The sequence below is a fragment of the Chryseobacterium sp. G0162 genome (genome assembly GCF_003815715.1).
In the GTDB taxonomy this organism is placed as follows: domain Bacteria; phylum Bacteroidota; class Bacteroidia; order Flavobacteriales; family Weeksellaceae; genus Chryseobacterium.
Window position 1 is genome coordinate 4,720,720 of sequence record NZ_CP033922.1, and the last position, 24,694, is coordinate 4,745,413.

Annotated in this window: 21 protein-coding genes; 19 read left to right on the top strand and 2 right to left on the bottom strand. The window is 34.2% G+C overall.

Annotated elements, in window-relative coordinates; translation table 11 throughout:
• Positions 1–159: 159 nt before the first annotated feature.
• The 15 genes from EG344_RS21140 to EG344_RS21210 all read left to right on the top strand — a co-directional run bounded on the left by EG344_RS21140 (position 160) and on the right by EG344_RS21210 (position 16,101).
• A complete protein-coding gene (locus EG344_RS21140) occupies positions 160–1,539 on the top strand; it encodes a dipeptidase (protein WP_123911289.1) in 1,380 nt (459 codons plus the stop codon).
• A gap of 266 nt (positions 1,540–1,805) precedes the next feature.
• Positions 1,806–2,723 carry a T9SS type A sorting domain-containing protein gene (locus tag EG344_RS21145; RefSeq protein WP_123911290.1) on the top strand — a complete coding sequence of 306 codons (918 nt, stop codon included), beginning with the start codon at positions 1,806–1,808 and terminating at the stop codon, positions 2,721–2,723.
• A gap of 344 nt (positions 2,724–3,067) precedes the next feature.
• Complete coding sequence (locus EG344_RS21150; RefSeq protein WP_123911291.1) at positions 3,068–3,967, top strand: T9SS-dependent choice-of-anchor J family protein; 900 nt, start codon at positions 3,068–3,070, stop codon at positions 3,965–3,967.
• A gap of 79 nt (positions 3,968–4,046) precedes the next feature.
• Entirely contained in the window at positions 4,047–4,754 is a 708-nt protein-coding gene (locus tag EG344_RS21155) for an SDR family oxidoreductase (protein ID WP_123911292.1), read from the top strand.
• Positions 4,755–4,903: 149 nt separating this feature from the next.
• The gene (locus tag EG344_RS21160; RefSeq protein ID WP_065398045.1) at positions 4,904–5,650 is read left to right on the top strand and encodes an electron transfer flavoprotein subunit beta/FixA family protein; all 747 of its coding nucleotides are present in this window, start codon (positions 4,904–4,906) and stop codon (positions 5,648–5,650) included.
• Between the two features lie 38 nt (positions 5,651–5,688).
• The gene (locus EG344_RS21165) at positions 5,689–6,636 is read left to right on the top strand and encodes an electron transfer flavoprotein subunit alpha/FixB family protein (RefSeq protein WP_123856063.1); all 948 of its coding nucleotides are present in this window, start codon (positions 5,689–5,691) and stop codon (positions 6,634–6,636) included.
• Between the two features lie 181 nt (positions 6,637–6,817).
• The gene (locus EG344_RS21170) at positions 6,818–7,417 is read left to right on the top strand and encodes a bifunctional nuclease family protein (protein ID WP_123856062.1); all 600 of its coding nucleotides are present in this window, start codon (positions 6,818–6,820) and stop codon (positions 7,415–7,417) included.
• 20 nt (positions 7,418–7,437) lie between these two features.
• On the top strand, positions 7,438–8,820 hold the full coding sequence (locus EG344_RS21175) for a nucleoside permease (protein ID WP_123911293.1): 1,383 nt from the start codon (positions 7,438–7,440) through the stop codon (positions 8,818–8,820).
• A 297-nt stretch (positions 8,821–9,117) separates the two neighbouring features.
• Positions 9,118–9,522 carry a hypothetical protein gene (locus EG344_RS21180; protein ID WP_123911294.1) on the top strand — a complete coding sequence of 135 codons (405 nt, stop codon included), beginning with the start codon at positions 9,118–9,120 and terminating at the stop codon, positions 9,520–9,522.
• A 1-nt stretch (position 9,523) separates the two neighbouring features.
• Positions 9,524–9,931 carry a hypothetical protein gene (locus tag EG344_RS21185; RefSeq protein ID WP_123911295.1) on the top strand — a complete coding sequence of 136 codons (408 nt, stop codon included), beginning with the start codon at positions 9,524–9,526 and terminating at the stop codon, positions 9,929–9,931.
• A gap of 57 nt (positions 9,932–9,988) precedes the next feature.
• Positions 9,989–11,167, top strand: coding sequence for an acetyl-CoA C-acyltransferase (locus tag EG344_RS21190; RefSeq protein WP_123911296.1), 1,179 nt, complete (start codon positions 9,989–9,991; stop codon positions 11,165–11,167).
• Between the two features lie 106 nt (positions 11,168–11,273).
• Positions 11,274–12,764: an MFS transporter gene (locus tag EG344_RS21195; protein WP_123911297.1), complete on the top strand. Its 1,491-nt coding sequence runs from the start codon at positions 11,274–11,276 to the stop codon at positions 12,762–12,764.
• Positions 12,765–12,999: 235 nt separating this feature from the next.
• Entirely contained in the window at positions 13,000–13,926 is a 927-nt protein-coding gene (locus EG344_RS21200) for a mevalonate kinase (protein WP_123856056.1), read from the top strand.
• 11 nt (positions 13,927–13,937) lie between these two features.
• Positions 13,938–14,867, top strand: coding sequence for a UbiA family prenyltransferase (locus EG344_RS21205; RefSeq protein WP_123911298.1), 930 nt, complete (start codon positions 13,938–13,940; stop codon positions 14,865–14,867).
• A 64-nt stretch (positions 14,868–14,931) separates the two neighbouring features.
• Positions 14,932–16,101 (top strand): proline dehydrogenase family protein, encoded by a 1,170-nt coding sequence (locus EG344_RS21210; RefSeq protein ID WP_123911299.1) that lies wholly within the window; start codon positions 14,932–14,934, stop codon positions 16,099–16,101.
• Between the two features lie 1,187 nt (positions 16,102–17,288).
• Here the strand turns inward: EG344_RS21210 and EG344_RS21215 are convergent.
• The gene (locus tag EG344_RS21215) at positions 17,289–17,825 is read right to left on the bottom strand and encodes a helix-turn-helix domain-containing protein (protein ID WP_123911300.1); all 537 of its coding nucleotides are present in this window, start codon (positions 17,823–17,825) and stop codon (positions 17,289–17,291) included.
• A 970-nt stretch (positions 17,826–18,795) separates the two neighbouring features.
• Between EG344_RS21215 and EG344_RS21220 the strand changes: the two genes are divergently transcribed.
• Positions 18,796–19,905, top strand: a complete 1,110-nt coding sequence (locus tag EG344_RS21220) for a M14 family zinc carboxypeptidase (protein WP_123911301.1) — start codon at positions 18,796–18,798, stop codon at positions 19,903–19,905.
• Between the two features lie 206 nt (positions 19,906–20,111).
• Here EG344_RS21220 and EG344_RS21225 read toward each other — a convergent pair whose 3' ends face one another.
• Entirely contained in the window at positions 20,112–20,627 is a 516-nt protein-coding gene (locus tag EG344_RS21225; protein ID WP_123856051.1) for a DUF4920 domain-containing protein, read from the bottom strand.
• A 142-nt stretch (positions 20,628–20,769) separates the two neighbouring features.
• On the opposite strand from EG344_RS21225, the gene EG344_RS21230 reads away from it, so the two are divergent.
• From EG344_RS21230 to EG344_RS21240, 3 genes are all read left to right on the top strand, one after another.
• Positions 20,770–22,182 carry an APC family permease gene (locus EG344_RS21230; RefSeq protein WP_123911302.1) on the top strand — a complete coding sequence of 471 codons (1,413 nt, stop codon included), beginning with the start codon at positions 20,770–20,772 and terminating at the stop codon, positions 22,180–22,182.
• Between the two features lie 162 nt (positions 22,183–22,344).
• On the top strand, positions 22,345–22,785 hold the full coding sequence (locus tag EG344_RS21235; protein ID WP_089736402.1) for a GPW/gp25 family protein: 441 nt from the start codon (positions 22,345–22,347) through the stop codon (positions 22,783–22,785).
• Positions 22,786–22,809: 24 nt separating this feature from the next.
• A complete protein-coding gene (locus EG344_RS21240) occupies positions 22,810–24,693 on the top strand; it encodes a type VI secretion system baseplate subunit TssF (RefSeq protein WP_123911303.1) in 1,884 nt (627 codons plus the stop codon).
• Position 24,694 lies beyond the last annotated feature (1 nt).

Sequence of the window (24,694 nt, forward strand, 5' to 3'; positions counted from 1 at the left end):
ACAATATAAAAATGCTCTGTACCCAACAGGGCATTTTTTATTTTTAAAAATGACTGATGGAGCAATCATTAGGAAATAATCTCTTTCTTTAGAAAATCCTGTGTTTTTACTTGGTCCAGCGGTGCATTTTTTTTAATTTTAACAAAATAAAATTTTACAATGCAAGAGACATTAAATTACATTAACGAAAACAAACAGCGTTTCGTGGATGAATTATTTGAGTTATTGAGAATCCCTTCTATTTCTGCAGATCCAGCATATAAAGATGATGTATTGAAGTGTGCGGATGTGTGCGCAGAATACCTTAGAAATGCAGGAGCAGACCATGTTGAAATATGTGAAACTAAAGGGTACCCTATCGTTTTCGGAGAAAAAATTATAGATACAAACTTGCCAACGGTTTTAGTGTATGGTCACTATGACGTACAGCCGGCAGATCCATTGGAGTTATGGAGAAAACCACCTTTCGAACCTTATATAGAGAAAACTGAACTTCACCCGGACGGAGCAATCTTCGCAAGAGGGGCTGCAGATGATAAAGGACAATTCTTTATGCACCTGAAAGCGTTTGAAGCAATGATGAGAACAAATGCTCTTCCTTGTAACGTTAAATTTATTCTGGAAGGTGAAGAAGAAGTTGGATCTGTAAGTTTAGGGGACTTTGTGAACGAAAACAAAGAAAAACTATCTTGCGATTGTATTTTGATTTCAGATACACATATCTATAGCAATGAGCAGCCAACTGTAACCACAGGATTAAGAGGATTAAGCTATGTAGAAGTAGAAGTAGAGGGACCAAACAGAGATCTGCATTCAGGGCTTTACGGTGGAGCAGTTCCAAACCCGATCCATGTGTTGTCAAGAATGATTGCTAACCTTATCGACGAAGATGGTCATATCACAATTGATGGATTCTACGATAACGTTGAGATTGTATCTGATGCAGATAGAACAGAAATGAATAAACTGAAGGATAATCCTGAAGAATTCAAAAAGTCAATCGGATTAAGCAATATTGAAGGAGAGAAAGGATACACAACTCTAGAAAGAGCTTCTATTCGCCCTACTTTAGACTGTAATGGTATTTGGGGTGGATATACAGGAGAAGGAGCTAAAACAGTAATTCCTTCCAAAGCTTTTGCTAAAATTTCCATGCGTTTGGTTCCTTATCAGACGCCTGAAGAAATTACAGAAAAATTCACAAAATACTTCGAAAAAATTGCTCCTGATACAGTAAAGGTAAAAGTAACACCTCACCACGGAGGAATGCCTTACGTACTACAAAGCGATACCAAAGAATTCTTAGCAGCTAAAAAAGCTATGGAAACTGCATTTGGTAAAGAAGTATTACCCTATAGAAGTGGAGGAAGTATTCCAATTACATCTATGTTTGAAAAGGTTTTAGGAGCTAAATCAGTGTTGATGGGCTTCGGGTTGGATTCTGATGCTATTCACTCTCCAAACGAGCACTATGGATTATTTAATTTCTATAAAGGAATTGAAAGTATTCCATTGTTTTTTGAAAATTATTCAAAATAAATATTTAACCCTATGATATTTGGATAAGGCACTGCTTGGAAGTGCCTTATTTCTTTTTATAAACTGTTAGAAGAATAAAACTAAATAATAATTCTCAAAAAAAGGTTTTTATGAAAAATAATTATGTTGAATCTAATTAGAATAATAATAAAATATAACCTATGAGAAGTTAAATCCACTGATAATAAGAGTTTTATTTTTTATTTGTAAATAACGATATCACCATTCAAGGAAAGTTTATATTTTTATTTCAAACTTGAAAACCAATGAAAAAAATTTACTCAATCATGTGTTCCTTGTTGGCGGTATTTTTCTTTGCTCAACAAACAGTTTCTTTTGAAGATAACGAAGGGTTTATAACTGGAAATATTCACGGGCAGGGAATGTGGATCAGTACCCCTACAGGAGGAGATCCTGAAAATGTTACCCATCAGACGATCAGTACAGATGTGGCTACTGATGGAAGCAATGCGCTGAAAATTGTCAGGGAATCTATGTATGGAGTCCAGTCAGAGCCTATTATTGGAGGGTTTTATAACCTGGTGACTCCACTTACCAGTTCCCATTTTTCTGTTTCATTTGATATTAATATGTCTCAACTCAGCGAATCTGTCTTTGGATTCCAGGGAGTAGATAATGTAAATGAGCAAACCATTGTGAGAGTTGATTTTGATAATACAGGAATAATAAATATTTTAAATAAAGAAATAAATAACCAGAATATGGTTGCTACCTCTGGATTATGGTCTCCCAATCAATGGTATAGAGTTAAGATCGTGGGTACAGGGATGGAAATCAGATATTATCTGAATGATATCTTATTTTATACCGAAGCCGTTGCTAATTCTCTTACAATGGATCAATTGCGGTTTGTTCACAATAATGGGCTGGGAACGGCTTATTTTGATAATATTAAGATTAATGAAGAACTGGCACTATTTGTAAAAGAAATAAAGGTGAATGCTAAAGCACTAACAGTATATCCCAATCCGGCAATAGATATTATAAAAATAAATACTTCAAGCCGTATAAAACATATTGAAGTTTATGATCTCACAGGAAAAAAGATAAACATAACACTGAATGGAGATAAAGTAGATGTAAGGAATTTATCTTCTGGAACTTATTTGCTGAATATAGAGACAGAGGGAAGGAATTTTACTGAAAAATTTATTAAAAAATAACTCTTAAGTTAATTTTAGTTAACAAAACGTTCACTTTGGGGTATTTTTTTGTTGATATGAAAGCATATTTTTGAATTTAATGTATTGATTTTGTGTTTTTTTGTGGGGTATGTTGAGATGTTGGTGTAAAAAAATAAAATTTATAAAAACGATACGTTTTGCAATTACGGATGTTTTTTTTATAACATTTTTCAAATTTTGTTTTAAATCGAATAATTTAAAGTATTAATCATTATGTTATTTTTATTGTGTTTTTGTTAGTTATTTGTTGAATTATCGTTTTTATTGTTGATTAATTGTGGGCTTTTGGAGTAATTTAGTATATTTAAGAAAAATAATTTAACATGAGAAGAATTTTACTATTGAGCGCGTTTTTAGGGTTGGCCTCTTTAAATGCACAAACAACAATTTTTGAAGACAGTTTTGAAACTTACACGGATTTTGCCTATACAACAGGAACAGTAGGTAACTGGACGTTAAGAGATTTAGATGGAAAACAATCCTATACTATCAATCTGGCAACTTTTCCAAATCAACAAATACCTAAAGCTTTTATAGTCTTTAATAAAGCTGGAATTGTTCCAACTCCTGCTGCTACTGCAACTCAGTTTAATGCAAAAACAGGAAATAAAGTAATGGCTTGTTTTGATGTGTCAAACCCGGCTCCTCTAGTGAATAATGATTGGTTAATCAGTCCTAAATTTACTTTGGGATCTACCGGAAATACTGTAAGCTTTTGGGCTAAATCAATCAATGAATTATATGGTGCAGAAAAGTTTAATGTTTATGTTTCAACAACAGATACACAGACTACAAGTTTTACAAAGCTTAATGCAAGTACGATAGTAACACCATCTGTTGTAGAATGGAATCAACATACCTTTAATTTAGATGCTTATTCTGGACAAGCTGTTTATTTTGCTATACAATGTGTATCAGATGACCAGTTTGCTCTTTTAATTGATGATTTTAAAGTAACTACAACAGGAACGTTGGCAACCTCTGAAGTATCCAAAAAAGCTGCTTCAGTAACGTCTGTTTACCCAAATCCTGTATCTGATGTCCTTAATATTAAATCCAAAGAAAAAGTAAATGGAATTGAAATCTATGATATCAGTGGAAGAAAAGTATCAGCTGATCTGGATGGAAATAAAGTAAATACTAAAAACCTGAATCCGGGAAGTTATATTATCAACATTGAAACAAAAGAAGGTAAAACTACCGAGAAATTCATTAAAAAATAATACCTGATAAATGTTAGTATCAGTAAAACGCTCCAATTGGAGCGTTTTTGTTATTTTAGAGAAATAAATTTTAAACAGGATGTTAAAACATAAAACAGCATATATAACAGGAGGAACCAAAGGAGTGGGTTTTGGAATTGCTAAGATTTTGCTTGAAAATGGAATTTCAGTAGCATTTTCAGGAAGAAAGAAAGAAGATGTCGTGAAAGCTGAAGATGAGCTTAAGCAATATTCACCTAATGTTCTGGGGATTGTTTCTGATGTGAAAAGTCTGGAAAGCGAAACCGAAGCAGTACAATTTATTATTGAAAAATTCGGTAGATTGGATTATGTGATTGCCAATGCAGGACTAGGCATATTTAAGCCTGTAGACGAGTTGTCTGCTGAAGAATGGAATGATATGATAGAAACCAATCTTACCGGTGTTTTTTATACTTTAAAAGCTTCCGTGGAAGAACTGAAAAAAACAGAAGGATATTATATTACTATTTCAAGTCTTGCTGGGGCTAATTTCTTTGAAAACGGGACAGGTTATAATGCCTCAAAGTTTGGAGTGGTAGGGTTTACCCAAGCTGCTATGATTGATTTAAGAAAATACAATATCAAATCTACTGTCATTATGCCAGGGTCAGTGGCTACTTATTTTAATGGAAATATACCTTCAGAAAAAGATAACTGGAAGATTCAGCCTGAAGATATGGGGAATCTTGTATTGGATATTTTAAAGATGAATTCAAGAGTTTTGCCTAGTAAAATTGAGTTTAGAGCAACAAATCCAGGTAAATAAGTACTTCTGATGTATTGAATAATAATTTAATAAGTATTATGCATGCATAATATATTTTTTATTTATATTAGCAAAAATTAATTCAAACAAAATCTCTGCATAAACTGTCATGATTTTATGCCTAAAAGAGAAAAAATAAAATAGTACACATGAAAATATTAGTTTGTATTAGTAGTGTTCCGGATACTACTTCCAAAATTAACTTTACAGCAGATAAATCTGCTTTCGACAAAAACGGAATTCAGTGGGTAATCAACCCGCTAGATGAGTTTGCGCTGACAAAAGCGGTTAAACTTCAGGAATCTCAGGGAGCAACTGTAACAGTAATCAACGTAGGGGATGCTGCTACAGAACCTGTAATCAGAAAAGCATTAGCAATTGGTGCTAATGATGCAGTAAGAGTAAACCTTGATCCAAAGGATAGCTATTCTACAGCAAAAGAAATTGCTGCTGTAGCACAAAACGGAGGATATGATTTGATCCTTTGTGGTAAAGAATCTATTGATTATAACGGGGGTTCTGTACCAGGAATGGTCGCTCAATTATTGAATCAACCTTTCGTAAATGCATCTGTAGGATTAGATGTAAACGGAAGTGAAGCTACTGCAGTAAGAGAAATAGAAGGTGGGAAAGAAACTATTTCAGTTAAGTTACCGGCAATTATTGCAGGTCAGAAAGGGTTGGTAGACGAAAAAGATCTTATTATTCCAAACATGAGAGGAATTATGTCTGCAAGAACAAAACCTTTGCAGGTAGTAGAGCCTACTTCTTCAGAAGTTAAAGTTCAGGGAGTATCTTATGACAGCGTTCCGCCAAGAGCTGCTGTGAAAATGGTTTCTCCGGACAATCTGGATGAATTGGTAAGATTACTTCACGAAGAAGCTAAAGTGATCTAATCCTAATCCTTTAATTTTTAATCTTTAAATTTTAGAAAATGGCAGTATTCGTATACGCAGAAAATATAAATGGAGTTTACAAAAAAGCAGCTTTTGAAGCAGTTTCTTATGCTAAAGCAGTTGCAGATAAAGCAGGAGATACCGTTACGGCAATCTCTGTAAACCCTACTGATTCTTCAGATTTATTATATAAATATGGAGCATCCAATGTTATTAATATCAAAGACGAAGGTCTTAAAAATTTCTCAGCAAAAGCATTTGCACAGGCTGTAAGTGAAGTAGCTGACGGAAATATTATCGTTTTTCCTCACACTACAGATGCTTCTTCGGTAGCACCAATGTTAGCCGTAATGAAGAATTACTCTTTAATTACTAACGTATTGGAAGCTCCGGAAAGCCTTTCTCCATTCCAGGTGAAGAGAAGAGCTTTCTCAGGAAAAGGCTTTATGCATGCAAAAGCTGAAGGAAACGGAGTCATTGTTACTGTTTCTCAAAATGCTTTTGGTGTTAAAGAAAACGCTGTGTCAGGTTCAGAAGAAGTGAAAAATTTATCAGTAGCTAATGAAGATACTAAAGTAATTTCTCACGAGCAAAGTTCAGGTAAACTGGATCTTAAGGAAGCTGAAGTTGTTGTTTCTGCAGGTAGAGGGATGAAAGGTCCTGAAAACTGGGGAATGATTGAAGATTTAGCCAATGTTTTAGGAGCTGCTACAGCTTGTTCTAAGCCGGTTTCTGACATTGGATGGAGACCTCACACAGAACACGTAGGGCAAACTGGGAAAGCAATTTCTCCGAACCTTTACATCGCTGTGGGTATTTCTGGGGCAATTCAGCACTTAGCTGGAGTAAACTCTTCAAAAACGATCGTAGTAATCAATAGTGATCCTGAAGCACCATTCTTCAAGTCTGCTGATTATGGAGTAGTAGGAGATGCTTTCCAGATTATTCCTGCTTTAACAGAGAAAATTAAAGCAATTAAAGGATAAAACTTAACGGTGAATAGTCAATTCGCTTTGTTAGTTAATTTTTAATCATTCACTTGCAAAGTAAAATTCACGATTGACCATTGACAATCACATACAGTACAATAAAAGCTCGGCTTTCCGGGCTTTTATTTTTGTCTAAAAAAGTGAAATCACAACAAAAAATTAATCTATATTTGTAGCTATGGATTATAAGCAGCTAATTATTCGCGGAATATCGTACAGCCAGACCCAATCTGGGGCGTACGCATTGTTACTGGAGCATGAAGAAACACACATAAAATTACCTGTTGTTATAGGAAATTTCGAAGCTCAATCTATCTCTCTTGGACTGGAAAAAGACATCCATCCACCGCGCCCACTTACCCACGACTTATTCTCAAAATTTATCGTTTCAACCAATTATGAGTTGGTTTCTGTAATCATTTACCAGATTGTAGATGGGGTATTCTTTTCAAATATCAACTTTAAAAATAAAGCAACTGAAGAAGAACTGATCCTTGATGCAAGAACTTCTGATGCTGTTGCTATGGCTGTAAGATTCGATGCACCTATCTTTACCACCCAGCAGGTTTTAAATGAAGCCGGAATCTTATTGGAGCTGGAAGATGTATCAAGAGAAGAGCAGACCTTTTCAGAAACAGTACAGACTGAAGATAACCTAAAATCCCTTTCTATGGAAGAACTTCAGAAGTTGCTGGATGATGCCGTTAAAGAAGAAGATTATGATACCGCCCTTGAAATTCAGGAAGAAATCAAGAGGAGGAAAAAGAAAATTGACTAAAAGAGATACTTTATATAAAAATGAATTTAAAATTACGACTGACCATCCTCAGTTTTCTCCAGTTTTTTGTGTGGGGAGCATGGCTGATTACGATGGCGAACTTCTGGTTTGGTACTAAACATTGGGAAGGAACACAGTTTGGAGCTGTTTTCGGAACAATGGGAATTGCTTCTATTTTTATGCCAACCATTACTGGAATTATTGCTGACCGTTGGGTGAATGCCGAGCGTATATTTTCAGTATTACATATTCTTTACGGGGCTATGCTTTTCATATTGCCACACTCTGCGGATCCTAATTCCTTCTTTTCGGTGATGCTTGTTGCAATGTGTTTCTATATGCCTACTATTGCTTTGGCTAATTCAATTTCCTACACTATTCTAAAGAATAATAATATGGATGTAGTGAAAGATTTTCCGCCAATCCGAGTATGGGGTACTATTGGCTTTATTGTAGCCATGTGGATCACTAACCTTAGTGGAAACAAAGCAACAGAAGGACAATTTTATATTGGAGGAGCAGTAGCTATATTCTTAGGAATTTACGCCCTTACTTTACCAAAATGTCCACCACAAAAGCTGATTGATAAAAGTTCACCTTTATCAGAACAATTAGGTTTAAATGCCTTCAAGCTTTTTGGAAACTATAAAATGGCATTATTCTTCTTATTTTCCATGCTTTTGGGAGCGGCTCTTCAGTTAACAAATGCTTACGGAGATGTTTTCTTAAGTGAATTTGCTCACTTCCCGAAATACGCTGATTCATTTGTAGTACAAAGATCTACAATCATTATGTCTATTTCCCAGGTTTCTGAAACCCTGTTTATTTTGGCAATTCCTTTCTTTTTGAAGAAATTTGGGATCAAAAAAGTAATGTTGATGTCCATGCTGGCATGGGTTTTAAGATTCGGTTTCTTTGCTTATGGAGTGCCGGATGGTTTCGGTTTATCCTTAATTATTCTTTCATGTATTGTATACGGAATGGCCTTTGACTTCTTTAATATTTCAGGTTCCCTTTTCGTAGAGACTACGACAGATAAAAATATCCGTTCTTCCGCGCAGGGATTGTTTATGATGATGACCAATGGCTTTGGGGCTGTTTTTGGAAGTTATATCGCAGGATGGGCTATAGATAAGTTCTTTACCCATAAGTTTACAACAGCTACAGATTTATCTGCTTATTTGGAGACAACTCCTGATAACCCTACGTTTTTGGAGATTTTGAAAAACAGCTTCAATGCGGCAGTAAACTCTGATGGTACGCTTTCCTCTGTTGTTATGGTCAAAGACTGGCAGCAGATATGGTTATCATTTGCCATCTATTCATTGGTTCTTGCTATATTTTTTGCTGTATTATTCAAGCATAAACATAAGCCTGAAGATGTCTCTTCCGTGAGCCACTAATTCAAATAATAATAAAACAATATAAAATTGCACTTTCCATAAGAAAGTGCAATTTTTTTATTTTAAATCAATTCATTAGTAAGCTAAACCGTTGATAAGCATAAAAGGTGATTTGGAAATTACTATAACGCTCATATGTTGTTTTTAATTCGTTAATATAATTGATGTATTATTAAGAAATATGTAATATTAAAAGTAATTTATTGTAACTAATGACTGTTAGGGAATGAAAATGGATGTTTGATGCCAGATGATTTGAAAATGTGTTTTTTTTTGTATTTTGGCACTTTAGTAAATATGAAAAATATTCAATTATTAGGATTGTTATTAGTGGTGGTAGGGAGTTTTCTGCCTTTGGTACATGTACCTATTATAGGAAACTGGAATTATTGGAAACTAGACCATTATTTAGCCATTACATGCTGGATTTTTGCTGCATGTGCCGTTTTTGGAATTGTCAATAACAGTGCGAAAATCGTAAGATTTTTTGGATTTCTGCTTATTCTTTTATTTGTATTCACTTTAGTTGCCGTTAAATTACAGTCCTTAGATTACTTCAGTTTTTTACCTTTTAAATCCTGGAGAGAGACTTTTGCAGGAATTGTAAAGATAAAATGGGGGTGGGTAGTAGAATTTTTAGGAGCCTTTCTGATGGTTTTTGCAGGAAATAATAAACAAGTAAATCAACGAACTCAAATATAATATGAACTTTTTAAAAGTATTTTTAGCTGGGATGTTGTTGATGGCTATACAGGTCAAGTCTCAGCAGGCAGCACAGAAAAAACCGGATAACCCGACTAAATGTGTGAATATAAAAGAGGGTAAATTTCTGAGAGCTAATTATCCGGAAGGTATATGGCATATGATAATAAAGGATAATATTCAGACCGAATATTCTAATAATGGGAAAGACTATATAAAATCTACATTGGTTTTCCTGGACGATTGCAATTATAAATCGATTGTTATGGAAAAGTCGGATAAGAATGATCCTATACAGGTTGGAGATGTTTTCAGCAATAAAGTGCTGGCAACTCAGGGCAACCTTTTGAAGGTCAATACAAAGATTTCAGGGTCGGAATTTAATGTTGTCTATATAAAAACAAAATAAATTTAATTATAAATATGAAACTTAGGTTTCATTTTAGCTAAAATAAAAATTATATACATGAAAGAAGTATTCATTGTTTCCGCAGTAAGAACACCTATGGGTAGTTTTATGGGTAGTTTATCAACAGTTCCGGCTACTAAATTAGGAGCTACTGCTGTAAAAGGAGCATTAGATAAAATTGGTTTAGATCCTGCTAATGTTCAGGAGATTTATATGGGGAATGTGCTACAGGCAGGAGAAGGACAAGCACCGGCTCGTCAGGTAGCTTTAGGAGCTGGTCTTTCTATTAATACTCCTTCCACTACTGTCAATAAAGTATGTGCTTCAGGGATGAAGGCTGTAACGATGGCTGCACAAGCAATCAAAGCTGGTGATGCAGAAGTAATTGTTGCAGGGGGTATGGAAAATATGTCTTTGGTTCCTCACTATTATAACGCAAGAGTAGCTACAAAGCTGGGAGATATTAAAATGCAGGATGGTATGGTGTTGGACGGTCTTACAGACGTATACAACAAAGTACATATGGGAGTATGCGCAGAAAAATGTGCAGCTGACTACAGCATTACAAGAGAAGATCAGGATAATTTCGCTATAGAATCTTATAAAAGATCTGCAAAAGCTTGGAGCGAAGGAAAATTCAACGATGAAATCGTACCGGTTTCTATTCCTCAGAGAAAAGGAGAGCCTGTAATCTTTGCTGAAGACGAAGAGTACAAAGCGGTAAATTTCGACAGAATTACAACACTTCCTACAGTTTTCAAAAAAGAAGAAGGAACGGTAACAGCAGCTAATGCATCTACATTGAATGATGGAGCTTCTGCACTAATTCTTGTTTCTAAAGAGAAAATGGAAGAATTAGGCTTAAAACCATTAGCAAAGATCGTTTCTTACGCTGATGCGGCACAAGAACCTGAAAACTTTACAACTGCTCCGGCTAAGGCATTACCTATTGCCCTTAAAAAAGCAGGATTAGAAGTATCAGATATTGATTTCTTTGAGTTTAATGAAGCTTTTTCAGTAGTAGGATTAGCTAACAATAAAATCTTAGGATTAGACGCTTCTAAAGTAAATGTAAACGGTGGAGCGGTAGCATTAGGACATCCACTTGGAAGTTCAGGTTCAAGAATCATTGTTACTTTGATCAACGTATTGAAGCAAAATAATGCGAAATACGGTGCTGCAGCAATCTGCAACGGCGGTGGTGGAGCTTCTGCAATCGTGATTGAAAATATCTAATATTCTGTTTCAGAATATATTACCATTAAGGAATCGATAATTTTTTTAAAATCTTATCCATTTCTTAATGGTTTTTCTATTTTTGTGCTACTAATATTTATTTGAAATGTCTGAAACTGAGAATCGACAACCCAACAACATAAAGAATAATCCAAAGATTATGAAGGCCTGGGCAGTATACGACTGGGCAAACTCTGTGTATTCCCTGGTGATTACTTCCACCATTTTTCCCATTTATTACTCTATTCTTACCACAGCGTATGAGAAGAAGGAATATGTGACGGAAACAAAAAGATGGATTGATGTCCCGGTAAGGCACGCCATTAAAATTTTCGGAAACGAATACCAGCCGGATGCAGTATATGGATACTCACTAACAATATCATTCTTTATTGTTGTATTACTGTCTCCATTTTTATCTTCATTGGCGGATACTATTGGAAATAAAAAATCATTCCTGCAGTTTTTCTGTTATCTGGGAGCAACATCATGTATGGGATTAGCAATGTTTACGGGAATGCATAATGTATTTCTGGGGCTTTTATTCAGTATTACAGCGAGTGTTGGCTTCTGGGGGAGTTTGGTGTTTTATAACTCATTCCTTCCGGATATTGCAACACCGGACAGGCAAGATGCACTTTCTGCAAAAGGATATGTGTATGGATATATCGGCTCTGTGGTTTTAGTGGTATTATGTTTGGTGCTGATTCAGGTTTTTGCTAAAGGAGCAGCACAACAGCTGTTATTTACAAGAATAAGCTTCCTGTTGACTGGAGCATGGTGGTTTGGGTTTTCTCAATATACCTTCAAGCATCTTCCTCAATTTGGAGATGTTAAAGATAAACTTCCTAAAGATCTTGTGTTATTAAATTATAAAAATATCTTCAAAAAGCACGAAGAACAAGGCGGGTTCTTTGAAGTATTGAAAGATAACATGAGCTTTTACAAGGATATTGCCAAAGAAAGCTTTCATGAATTGTTTAAAGTAGGAGGCGAGCTATTCAAAGACAGAAATCTGAAGTTCTTCCTTTCAAGCTTCTTCTTCTACAGTGTTGGAATGCAGACGATTTTCCTTATGGCAACCTTATTTGGAAAAAGTGAAATCAATTTAGCACAGGATAAACTTATCGGAACTCTTTTGGTGATCCAGATTGAAGCTATTATCGGAGCCGTAATCTTCTCAAGATTATCCAAAAGAATAGGAAACAAAAACGTTATTTCAATTGCTATCTTCCTATGGATTGTAGCTTGTTTATGGGCTTATTTCTTAAATAAAGAAAATCCAACCGTAGAATATCAGTTCTATGGAGTAGCAGCAGTAGTAGGATTGGTAATGGGAGGTCTTCAGGCAATGTCCAGATCTACCTATTCAAAATTGCTTCCAGAAAATTCCATGGAAAATACAACGTATTTCAGTTTCTATGATGTATTGGAAAAGATTGCCATTATCATTGGTACATTTATTTTTGCCACGTTAATTGAGCATTTTAATAATATGCGAATTGCAGCCTTGTCTATGACCTTATTCTTCGGTACAGGATTGATATTGATCCGATTTCTGAAGGTAAAAATGAGAAAAGACAGAGAAACATTATAAAAAATAAAAGGCGTTATTTTTAACGTCTTTTTTTATTTTTTAACTTAATATTAATTGCCGTTCAAAAAATATGATTGATTATAAATTAACAAGGAAATGTTACAAATCTCAAGCTTTTTTCGTATTTTTATATAGCAATAGCGAGAGGCAGAACTAAAAAACTGAGAATTCGGTCCGGGTTTTGCTTATATTCAGCGGAATAATTTTTAACTTTGCAAAAAGATTTATTGTCAATATGACCAACCCTTTATTTTATGCAAAAATAATCCTGTTTGGAGAATACGGAATGATTGAAGATTCCCAGGGGCTTGTAGTACCTTACAGCTTCTACAAAGGAACTTTAAAATTTTCAGACCTGGCTTCAGAATTTGAACTTAATTCAAACAGACATCTGCAGAAATACTCAGACTTTCTTACAACGCTTGATCTTTCTGATGATTTTACATTGGATATTGAAAGCTTCAAAAAAGATATTGCGGACGGACTTTTCTTTGATTCCAATATTCCACAGGGATATGGTGTAGGAAGTTCAGGTGCTTTAGTGGCAGCTATTTTTGAAAAATATTCGATTAGCAAACTGAACCCAGATAATATCTCAAAAGATAATCTTAAAAAACTAAAGGCGGTTTTTGGTGAAATGGAAAGTTATTTCCATGGGAAAAGTTCAGGAATGGATCCGTTGATCTGTTATATGAACCTGCCAATTCTCATCGAAAACAAAGAAAATTTAGACAGGGTATCAATTCCTGAAGGACAAGAAGGAAAAGGAGCTATTTTTCTGATCGATTCCGGAATTACAGGAGAAACAGGACCTATGATTCAGATCTTCTTTGAAAAAATGAAAACAGAAGGGTTCCGTAAAACATTGAAAGAAGAATTCATCCGTTACAACAATGCTTGTATAGAAGCTTTCCTTAAAAAAGACATGAATCCATTCTTCAGAAACCTTAAAAAGCTTTCTCACTGGGCGTATGAACATTTCCGTCCAATGATCCCTGAAAGCATTTTTAATATCTGGAAAAAAGGGCTGGATTCCAACGCTTATTACTTAAAACTCTGCGGAAGTGGTGGTGGTGGTTATATTTTAGGTTTTACTCAGGATTATGAGAAAGCTGAAAAAATGCTTGACGGCTTCCAAAAAGAAGTGATTTACAGATTTTAAACAGGTTGGAAATGAATTCTGAAAAAGAAACTTTCCAATCCAAAAAATATATCTCAAAATCTTTATATTATAGATTTTCACAATTCGTGGGCTTTTTGCTCGGCGCTCGCTTTTTTGTTGCGGCACTCTTAACATTTGCCCTCTATGTTTCCACCTTTTTCCTGTTCAATCAGGAAGAATCTTTCAGAAATTTTGTCTTTGATTTTAAAGTACACGGTATTATTTTCTGTACCGTTCTGACAATTTTAGCAGGGGGAATTATCAATCAATTTTACGATCTGGAGAAAGATCATATTGTAAAGCCTTTCAGAACCAGAATCCAGAGCTTTATCAAACAGAGGTATTTTCTATATGCTTATCTGGGATTAAGTGCTATTTCATTAGGAGTTGCCTGGATGATTTCTCATAATGTTTTCATTTTTTTTGTGGTCTATCAGTTTTTTATGTGGTTTTACAGTCATAAATTAAGCAGAATATTAATACTGAATAACCTCACATTTGTAAGTCTTACCCTGTATCCGTTCTTCGGAATGATGGTGTATTACGAAACCTTTTCCAAAAAGGTTTTCCTGATGGCTGTTTTTCTTTTCCTGATTCTTTTATGTATTGATATTGTAAAAGATACCCTTACCAGAAGTGTAGACAAAGCTTTTGGATATACTACCATCCCTAATTATTTTAAAAGCCGAAATACAAAAATTATCCTCATTTCTCTACTCTTGATAACGATGGGGGTTTCGATGAAAATTATTGCCAAAACCGGAGTCTCAGGATTTATGGCTTACTATTTCGCAGGAGGTTTATTTGTAATGATTCTTTGTATTTACCTTTTTTTAAACTCAACTAGAAAGAGTAACTTTCTCACTCTTAATATCTTACGTCTATGGGTTTTTGTAGGAATTATAGCCATGCTTTTAAATGGAATTGAACATAAATTATAATAAAAATTCTTTAAATAAACTAAGGTTATTATTACCTTTGCGTAACAAAATTTAATAAATAGGAATGCCCATTTTTAATGATACTAAAGTTGCATTTGCAGACAAGACAGATGCGCAGTTGAGAAAGGCTTACTGGATGTTTAAAATGATTGAACAGCCCGCTCTTACCAGCCTTGGAACATCCGTTCTTAATTTTACAGTACACAACAACTTTCCATTCGTTACCGGAATTGTAAAAAGCACTTTGTTTGCACAGTTCTGTGGAGGAGAAACCCGTGAAGAAAGTATGAAGGTTGTAAAACAGCTTTTCAAGAGAGGAGTTGGGAGTATTTTCGATTATTCCATTGAGGGAAAGGAAGATGAAGAAACTTTTGATGCAGTGTGTAAAGAGATCAAAGATATTGTAAGGTTTTCAGTAGGAAATCCGGCGATTCCTTTTATTGTATTCAAACCTACGGCATTCGGAAGAATTGATCTTTATGAAGCTGTTGGAAAGGGAGCAGAACTTACTACGAGTCAGAAGGAAGAATGGGCGAGAGTAGTCAAAAGATTTGATGAAGTGTGTGCTCTTTGTCATGAAAATGACAAAAAAGTGATGGTAGATGCCGAAGAAACCTGGATGCAGGACTCAGCAGATCAACTTTGTGAAGAGATGATGGAGAAATATAACCAGGAAAAACCTATCGTTTGGAACACCATCCAAATGTACAGAACGGGAAGACTGGAATATATTGAGGCTAACCTTCAGAGAGCAAGAGAGAAAAACTATTTTATCGGTTATAAGATCGTTCGTGGGGCTTATATGGAGAAGGAAAGAGCCAGAGCAGCAGAAAAAGGGTATGCTGATCCGATTCAGCCTACAAAGGAAGCTTCTGATAAGAACTATAATGCAGGAATTGATTTTGTGATGAATCACCTGGATAAAGTATCTGCATTCTTTGGAACGCATAACGAGATCTCTTCTGAATTGATTATGGACAAAATGAAAGCCAAATCTCTTGAAAATGGAAATCCACACGTTTATTTTGGACAGCTTTACGGTATGAGTGATAATATTACCTTCACCTTGTCTGATAAAGGCTATAATGTGGCTAAATATCTTCCATATGGACCTGTAAAGGATGTTGTTCCCTATCTTACAAGAAGAGCCCAGGAAAACACCTCTGTAGCCGGACAAACAGGAAGAGAACTTGGATTAATCAAAAAAGAGCTTGAAAGAAGAAAAAAACAATAATAATTGTTATCAAAATAAAGATACGACCCGCATATTCTGCGGGTCTTTTTATTTGAGTTATTTTAATTAAAAAATCATATTTGTTATAAATTCTGTAAATTATATAAAATATTAAGCATTGTTAATTAAATATTAATCAATCTTAAGTATTAATTATTTGTTAAAATAAATTAATTTTTATTGTTGATTTAATTTTTAATTTCTATATTTGATATAACAGTAAAAAACTAATACATGAAAAAAATCAACGGACGTAATTGCACTACAATGTGACAGGATCTTCCGGTTTCGAAAAAGATCATATTTCTAAAATAGATTCGTAAAGTTCCTGATGTTTATTAATAAATGAATCGTAAAAAGGATAAACGTATCTCAGGAATTCACTAAAATTTAAATACAAATAAAGCAAATAGCTTTAGTTTTCTTCTTCAAATATTTTTTAGCCTGACCATTTTCCGTGGTCAGGTTTTTTATGGATGAAGAGAGCCACATTCGAATAGAAATAGTGAATCAACTTTGTTTTTATTCTATCAAAAACACTTTAGTTCTACTATAAAATCTTTGAATTTAAAAGGAGTTCAATTGGCATTTTTCATAAAGATTTGGCTTCTATTTTCGTATAAATTATAGAGATTTATAGAGTTCAAAGTAGGAGACGTCATCACTGAAAAAGCTAGATTTTTATACGTTCGCTTAGAAAAAATCAATAAAATTGATTCCTTTTTGCTTCCTAAAATGAGCATATATTTTATAAAAACTTTGCGTCAAAGAAAATATTTTTTCGCAGATTCATGAAATTTACGCAGATTAAAAATCCTCATAATTGTACAATTAAGTTGAAATTAAACACGAAGAAAAATGATTTTTTATATCCTATATTAGAGGCCAAAGTAGGTTACTTTGTAGCTAAAGAAGCTACATTTTTATACGTTCGATTAGGAAAAATTAATGAAATTGATGAGCTATTTTTAACCTTAAAAAGAGTATAATTTTTCATAAAAACTTTGCGTTCAAAAAATATTAGTTGTGTTTTTCACTAAGAATTAATTTATATTTTCTTGCAAATTCAAGAGATGGAAAAAAGTATATTTGAGATTTATCCAATTGCTTTTGGCCACTAATGCACGAATAAAAATCATTCATGCATTAGTAGCCAACAAAAATATAGCAGTAGTACTATTTAAAATTTAAGGCTCGAAACTCTCGAATTTTCCGTTTTCATAAAACAAAACAATGCGTTTTATTTTATTGTTTTGATTTCCAATCACTTGACTTAATATATCTTCAGGTGAATTTTCTAATCGCTGAGAATCCGATATTTTTTCAGGAGCTTTATCTTTGGTCGATATAACCGATTCTCCAGGAGCTGTCAGAGGAATCTCTGTTTCGGTTTCATCCACTCGGAATTCGTCATCTTCATTTATCATGGTAAAAAGATCGGGTAGAGGTGTTGTTCTTACCTGATCTTCTTCAGGCTGCTCTTCCGGAATTGTGGTTTCCGGTAATTCTGATTTTAGCATTTCGCCTTCACCGGTAACCAACCAGTCCCAAAGAAGTTCAGGAAAGCGGGATTTTATTTTTATGATAAACTCCAGTGATGGTTTATTTCTTCCTGACGTAATATGCGAAATGGAAGAACGCTGCACATCAATCTCATCTGCAAATTCAGATGGGGTAAGTTGGGAGTACTCTATAACTTTTGAAATTCTTTCGTTTAAACTCATAAAAATAAGCTTTTAATTATGTTACAAATGTAACTTATAAAATTTACAAAAGCAAAACACAAATGTAAATAATTAAAATAATTATGAATATACAAATGTAACAAGAAGGTAAAATACTGATATATAGATATTTTATATTAAATTACAAATGTATTTTAATATTGTAATAATTATGTTTAATCAATACTAGGATACAGTTTTTAGGCTATTTTTCTATTAAACAACTTCAAAAAACAGACTAAATAGATGATTTTTCCATCATAAAGATCCTTTTTTAACTTCAAAATTTTAGTACATATCTATTTTACAATGTTAATCGACTAGAAATTGAGAAATAATCATTAATCGTTAAAAATCATATCCAGAATAGTATATATTGCAGTTTAAAATAGTTTTACATAGGTAAATTACTATTGTAAATCGATTTGATTTGGTATTTTCAACAGATTTTAACAGTAAATTTCTATGAATTGATGAAATTAATTTTCTGTTATCTTTTAAAGCTTTCTCAAAAATAAAATTCATATCAAATTTCGATATTTCTCAGATTTGTATCCGGTTTACATTTATATAAAGCGGTAAATTTCTATTTTATCCACAACTTATTTGTTTAAAAAAAATATACATATTTGTCTTATAATAGGCTTTTGAACACTTCAAGTATTCTTATAAATATCATTTAGATAGATTTTGTAACTTATTGAATATAAATATTTTAAATATATTTAATTAAATTATTCGCAATCCACAATTTTATCAACAGACAATTTGTCAACATAAGCTGTTTAATAATGTTACGCATGTTAATACTCCAATACCAGGTAAAATCCTTAATTTAACTTTTGTAAACTTAATTTTGTTTACAATAATTTTAACAATTTTCGTCATATTTATGCTGTTTACAAATGTTAATATTTATTGTATGCCTTAAAATGGTTAAATTTGATTCCAGTAAATTATTTTTCCAGCAATGAACTTTGAATCTATTTATTCTCCCAGCCCTGATTTCTCAAATCGCTATATTTCCCCTGAAAAATTATTTTCTTACCTACAGACAAATCTCAGCGATTATATTCAGGAGATCGGAACTTCTTATTTAGAGAAGCCTATTTATCAATTAAGCATAGGAACCGGAAACATTCAGGTGTTGGCTTGGTCACAAATGCACGGAAATGAATCCAATGCTACGCATGCCATGCTTGATCTTTTAACAAGCCTTGATAAGCTTCCCGAAATGAAGGATGACTTATTTAGTAAAATCAGACTAGATTTTATTTTTATGCTCAACCCCGATGGATCTGAAAGATGGACAAGGCTTAATGCAGCAGATATTGATCTTAACCGTGATTTTCATAATGAAGCAAGCAAGGAGATTAAGTTTCTGAAAAAAGCAGCGGCTTCAAAGAAATATGATTATGCCTTAAACCTCCATGAGCAGAGAACCATTTTTACAACAGACGGTATTCATCCGGCTACACTTTCTTTTCTTGCTCCTTCTGAAAATGTAGAACGTACTGTTACCGAAAACAGAAAAAAATGTATGGCTGTAATCGGAAATGTTTATACCCATTTAAAGGAAATGATCCCTAATCAGATCGGAAGATATTCTGATGAATTTTATCCAACTTCAACCGGTGATAATTTTATAAAAGCAGGAATGCCTACCATCTTATTTGAAGGCGGACATTTTGTAGATGACTATACCAGAAGAGGAACCAGAAAATATTATACTATTGCTCTATATTATGCACTGAAAGCAATCAGTGAACTGAACTCAGACAGTACTGGATGGGAAGCTTATTTGGACATTCCAGAAAACAAAGAAACCCACTACGATATTATCTATAGAAATGTAAGATTGAATACAGAACATGAATGTATTTTAGATATTGCTGTTCAGTATAGAGAGATGAAAGAAGATGGGAAAGATGAGATTTCTTTTGTCCCTTTTGTGATGGAAGCAGGAGATGTGAAAAAAAGAAAAGGCTGGCTGGAAATAGATTGCACAGGAAAGAAATTTGTTTCGTCTAATAAATATCCGAAGCTGGATGCAGTAGTAGATTTTACAATAGAAGATTAAACAGTTTCGGCAACCCTTTGGGTTGCCGAAACTGCTTTTTATATTTTCTATGAATAAAAAATCAGATACATATTGTAATAGGAAAACTATGATTCAGATCCTTAAAAAGGAGAAATTATAGATTATCTTTTTCTCAATTTTTTAAATTTATATAATCTGTAAAATCTATGAGGGATTTTAATATTTTATTCAATTAATAAAAATCTCTAGTTTACCACTTTAATGCCGCTAGCCAGGAACCTGATTTCTTCCTTAGGTTGTGTAATGGCATCAATTTCCGATTGAGGTTTCTTAGCATCCTCAGCATAATGTTTTTGTTCATCTACAGAAATTACTTTTCTTTCAGCATTTCCTTCTAAAACTACATTTTTACCTTTTAAAGCAGTAGGTACAAAGAAAGCATAGTCTTTCATTTTTACAAAAAACTGCGAGTTGTCATCAGTTTGAATAGTCAGCCAACATCCTTTTTTCTCACATACATCGGTAACCTTTCCTTTGATGGCTACATTTTCCAACTTCTTATTTTCTTTTTTAAGTTTCTTTCCCAGTTTATCTACTGTAATCGCTTTAGACTCTGTATTGGCAGCAACTCCCGCTCCGTAAGTGTCACCTAACAAGGCATTCCCAGCAGGTGGTGAAAATTTCTTTTGTGATGTCTCCTGTGCAAACGCCAGGGTAGAAGCGCTTACAGCAACTGCAAATAGAATAGCTCTAAATTTCATGTTTAATATTTTTTTCAAAAATACTAATTAATATTGAATCATAAATCCATAAAAATTAATAATAAACAGGTGCTTGTGTAAATTTTTAATAAAATTCAAAATGAAAGGTAGATTTGTTTATATTTGACGCCTATACTTGACTATGCATAAAAAACTGAAACTATGGGATGCCATCATGCTTGTAATGGGATCTATGATCGGAAGCGGGATCTTTATTGTAAGCGCTGACATGATGCGTAATTTAGGCTCCGGTTATTGGTTAATTGTTGTCTGGATTATAACAGGAATCATGACGGTAGCTGCAGCGATAAGTTATGGTGAACTTTCTGCTCTGTATCCAAAGGCTGGCGGACAATATACTTATCTGAAAGAGATCTTCGGTAAAAGAATGGGATTTCTTTATGGTTGGGGGCTGTTCACTGTGATACAAACCGGAACAATTGCTGCCGTGGCAATGGCTTTCGGGAAGTTTACAGCATACCTGATTCCCTCACTGAATGATGCTGCCCCTATTTTCCAAAGTGGGGAATTCAAGATTACATGGATACAAATCTTAGCCATTGCAGTTATTCTTTTGCTTACTTACATCAATACAAGAGGGGTTGAAAGTGGAAAATTTTTGCAGAATATATTTACAGGATCTAAAATTTTAGCTTTATTAGGACTGATTGCTGCAGGATTTATCCTGGTTGATTTTTCTCATTTATCTGAAAACTTTAATCTGGGAATGGATTCTTTTAATAATCTTAAAAAAGATCTGAGCGGTAATTTCCTGAAAGAAGGCTGGGAACCTATTGGCGGAATGACATTAATGGGAGGTATTGCTGCAGCAATGGTAGGTTCAGTTTTCAGTTCTGTAGCTTGGGAAAGCGTAACATTTGTTTCTGGAGAAATTGAAAATCCAAAGAAAAATGTTGTAAAATCAATGATCTACGGAACTTCTGCCGTGATGCTTTTATATATAGCCGTTAATTTTGTGTATTTAAATGCTTTGGACAGAGACAGTATTGCCTTTGCAACCAATGATAGAGTGGCTGTAGCGGCATCACAGAATATTTTTGGAAGTGCAGGAACTATAATCATTGCGGTATTGGTGATGATTTCCACTTTCGGATGTGATAATGGTCTGATCTTAGCCGGAGCAAGGGTATTGCAAACCATGGCAAAAGACGGTATGTTCTTTAAATCTGCAGAAAAAAACAATAAAAATGATGTACCTGAAAATGCATTATGGATGCAGGGAATCTGGGCTTCTTTACTATGTCTGAGCGGACAGTACGGAAACCTGTTGGATATGATTTCGTTTGTAATTGTCTTGTTCTATATGATTACGGTTTTCGGAGTCATTTATTTAAGAGTTAAGCAACCTGCATTGGAAAGACCTTATAAAACATGGCTATATCCGGTTACTCCAATCGTATACCTTATTATAGGAACTGTTTTCTGCATCCTATTATTAATATATAAGCAGCAATATACATGGCCAGGATTCTTACTGGTATTATTAGGACTTCCGGTGTACTATTTTATCAACCGTAAAAAGATAGATCAATAGATTAATATAATATAGATAATGGTTTCAGGGCTTTCAATTCAGTTTGAAGGCCCTCACTTTTGAATAATATTTTAATTTATTATAACAATTATTTAGTGAAAATGTGTATTTTGGTATTTCGTTTTTAAGTAAACGCGACCATGAAGTAAAAAACAAGAAGCTATGGATACACCAAATTACAGAATGCCCTTTGTACCGTCCACTCTAATGACAGAAGGGGGAAGTATCGATACCTGCGATATGGGAGAAAGTATTGCTCACAATATTATGTTGCTGATCACCACCAAAAAAGGAGAGAACAGATACGATGAAAACTATGGAAACGATGTTTGGAACCTGGAATTCGATAATGGAGTAACAAGTGCCATCTGGGAAAATGTTTTTGTCAAAAGCCTTAGAAGACAAATTCTTGAGTATGAACCAAGAATTGTACAGCCACAGATTGATGCTAATATCCAATTTGTAGAACACAGTTACGATACCAAAGAACACACCGAAATTAAAAAGAAAGTAAGAATTGCCATCAATGCGAAGATGGAGGAAACAGGAGAACGTTTCAGTTTTTCAACAGAATTGTTCCTGAGCCCGATGTCTATTGATTAATATTTTTAACAGCGAAAAAAAATTATGAACCTAGATCAAAATATTTATTCCAAAGAATCTGTAAAAGCAAGAATGCTGCAGAATGCAACCAAAGTATGGGGATTGAAAAGTCCGCAGTCTTTAGACCCATTTGTAAAACTATTGATTGATGCATTCAGTACAGAAGTTTTTAAAGCGAATAATGAAATACAGACAGTAAATGCCCGGATTCTTGAAAAACTGGCCAAGCTGTTAACTCCATCCATTTATACCCATCCCATTCCGGCTCATGCGGTTGCTTTCACACAGCCTTATGATTCTACCGAAGTTTTATTGGAACACACAGAGTTTTTCTTCCGAAAGCAAATGACTTCCACGGTAAAATCGGAATCAGATAAACAGCTGAATATTCCTTTTACCCCGGTGGGAAATGTAAGAATTAATAAAGTTCACACTTCAATAATGTTTGTGGGGAATACCTGCTATAGTATTGATGACAGATTTAATAAAATTCCTATTGCAAGATTTAACGGAAGACCTGAAGATTATAGAAAAGTTACAGTTGGGGTTGATGTGAGCAAATATGTGAGCGAATATTTTCCTAAATATATGAGTATATTCTGCTCTAATCCGGCTTTCGAACATTTGGATTTTGTATATAAATTATTACCGTATATTACGGTTTCAAGTAATGGAAACCCTTTGTTTGTAAGAGAAGGATTAAGCTATCTTACAGAAAGTACTCCGGATGGCTATGAGCAGATGTTTAAAGAGCAGTCCATCCGAAGCAAAGTCATTGAAGATATTAAAAGTATCTACCGTCATAAATTTATAGAGATCACAGGACTTTCCAGTAGCTTGTTCTCAGAACCGGGACAACTTCCACAAAACCTGGACTTCCTTGCCGGAAAAGAAGAGATTGTAAAATATCTGGACAATAAGCGTTATTTATGGCTTACTTTTGAATTCCCACCACAGTTTTCCGCAGAAATCCTGGATAACTTCTCATTTGTTCTGAATGCATTTCCAATTTACAACAGAGGTTGGAAAAAAACGGAATACAGCCTTGATATTATGGGAAACAATATTCCTTTAGTAACGGACGAAGGAGAGCACTTCCTGTATGTGGATGAGGTGCAGGATGGAGATGGGAGAAAATATACCGAAATACCATTTACTCCTGCTGATAATCTTAAAAAAGGATTATATACGGTGAGAAAAGGAGGAATGGAGCGTTTCACAAGCAGAAATGCAGTGGATATGATTGCCAATGTGCTGGAACTGACAAGAGATGAGATCGCAGCATTTTCCCTTTTAAACAGAGATAATGTAAAAGGTGTTCTCAGTGAAATGTCTGACAAGATGAAATCTATGGTACAGAAAGTAAACAATGCCAAGAGAAACATCAGACAGGAGCTGAACTACGTAATCATGGAACCTGTAGAAAAAACAGATCATACCTATGCGTCTTTCTGGATCACGCATTGTACATTAGCCAATCACATGCGTCCGGGAACAGAACTTTCCAATCAATTGAAATCACAGACTGTAGTACTGCTTACAGAAACCTTAGGTGGAGCTGAAGAGCAAAAAGGAACTGACAGTATTCAGGCATATAAATATGCTTTGACTACAAGAGATAAGATTATTTCCCTTGAAGATGTCAAAAACTATTGCCGAATGATTCTGAAGGATGAATTAAGAGAAGTAAGGGTAAGAAGAGGAACAATGATTAGTAACAAACCTAAAGAAGGTTTCGTAAGAACCGTTGAGATTGAAATTGTTCCGCAAAACTATTCTTTCTACGGAAGAGCATATTGGGAAAATATGGCAAACATCACCAGAAACCAAATCATTGCCAAAGCAATAGATGGAATTGAATATTTGGTGAAGGTAACCAATGAAGATGTTGAATTTCAGGATATGTAAT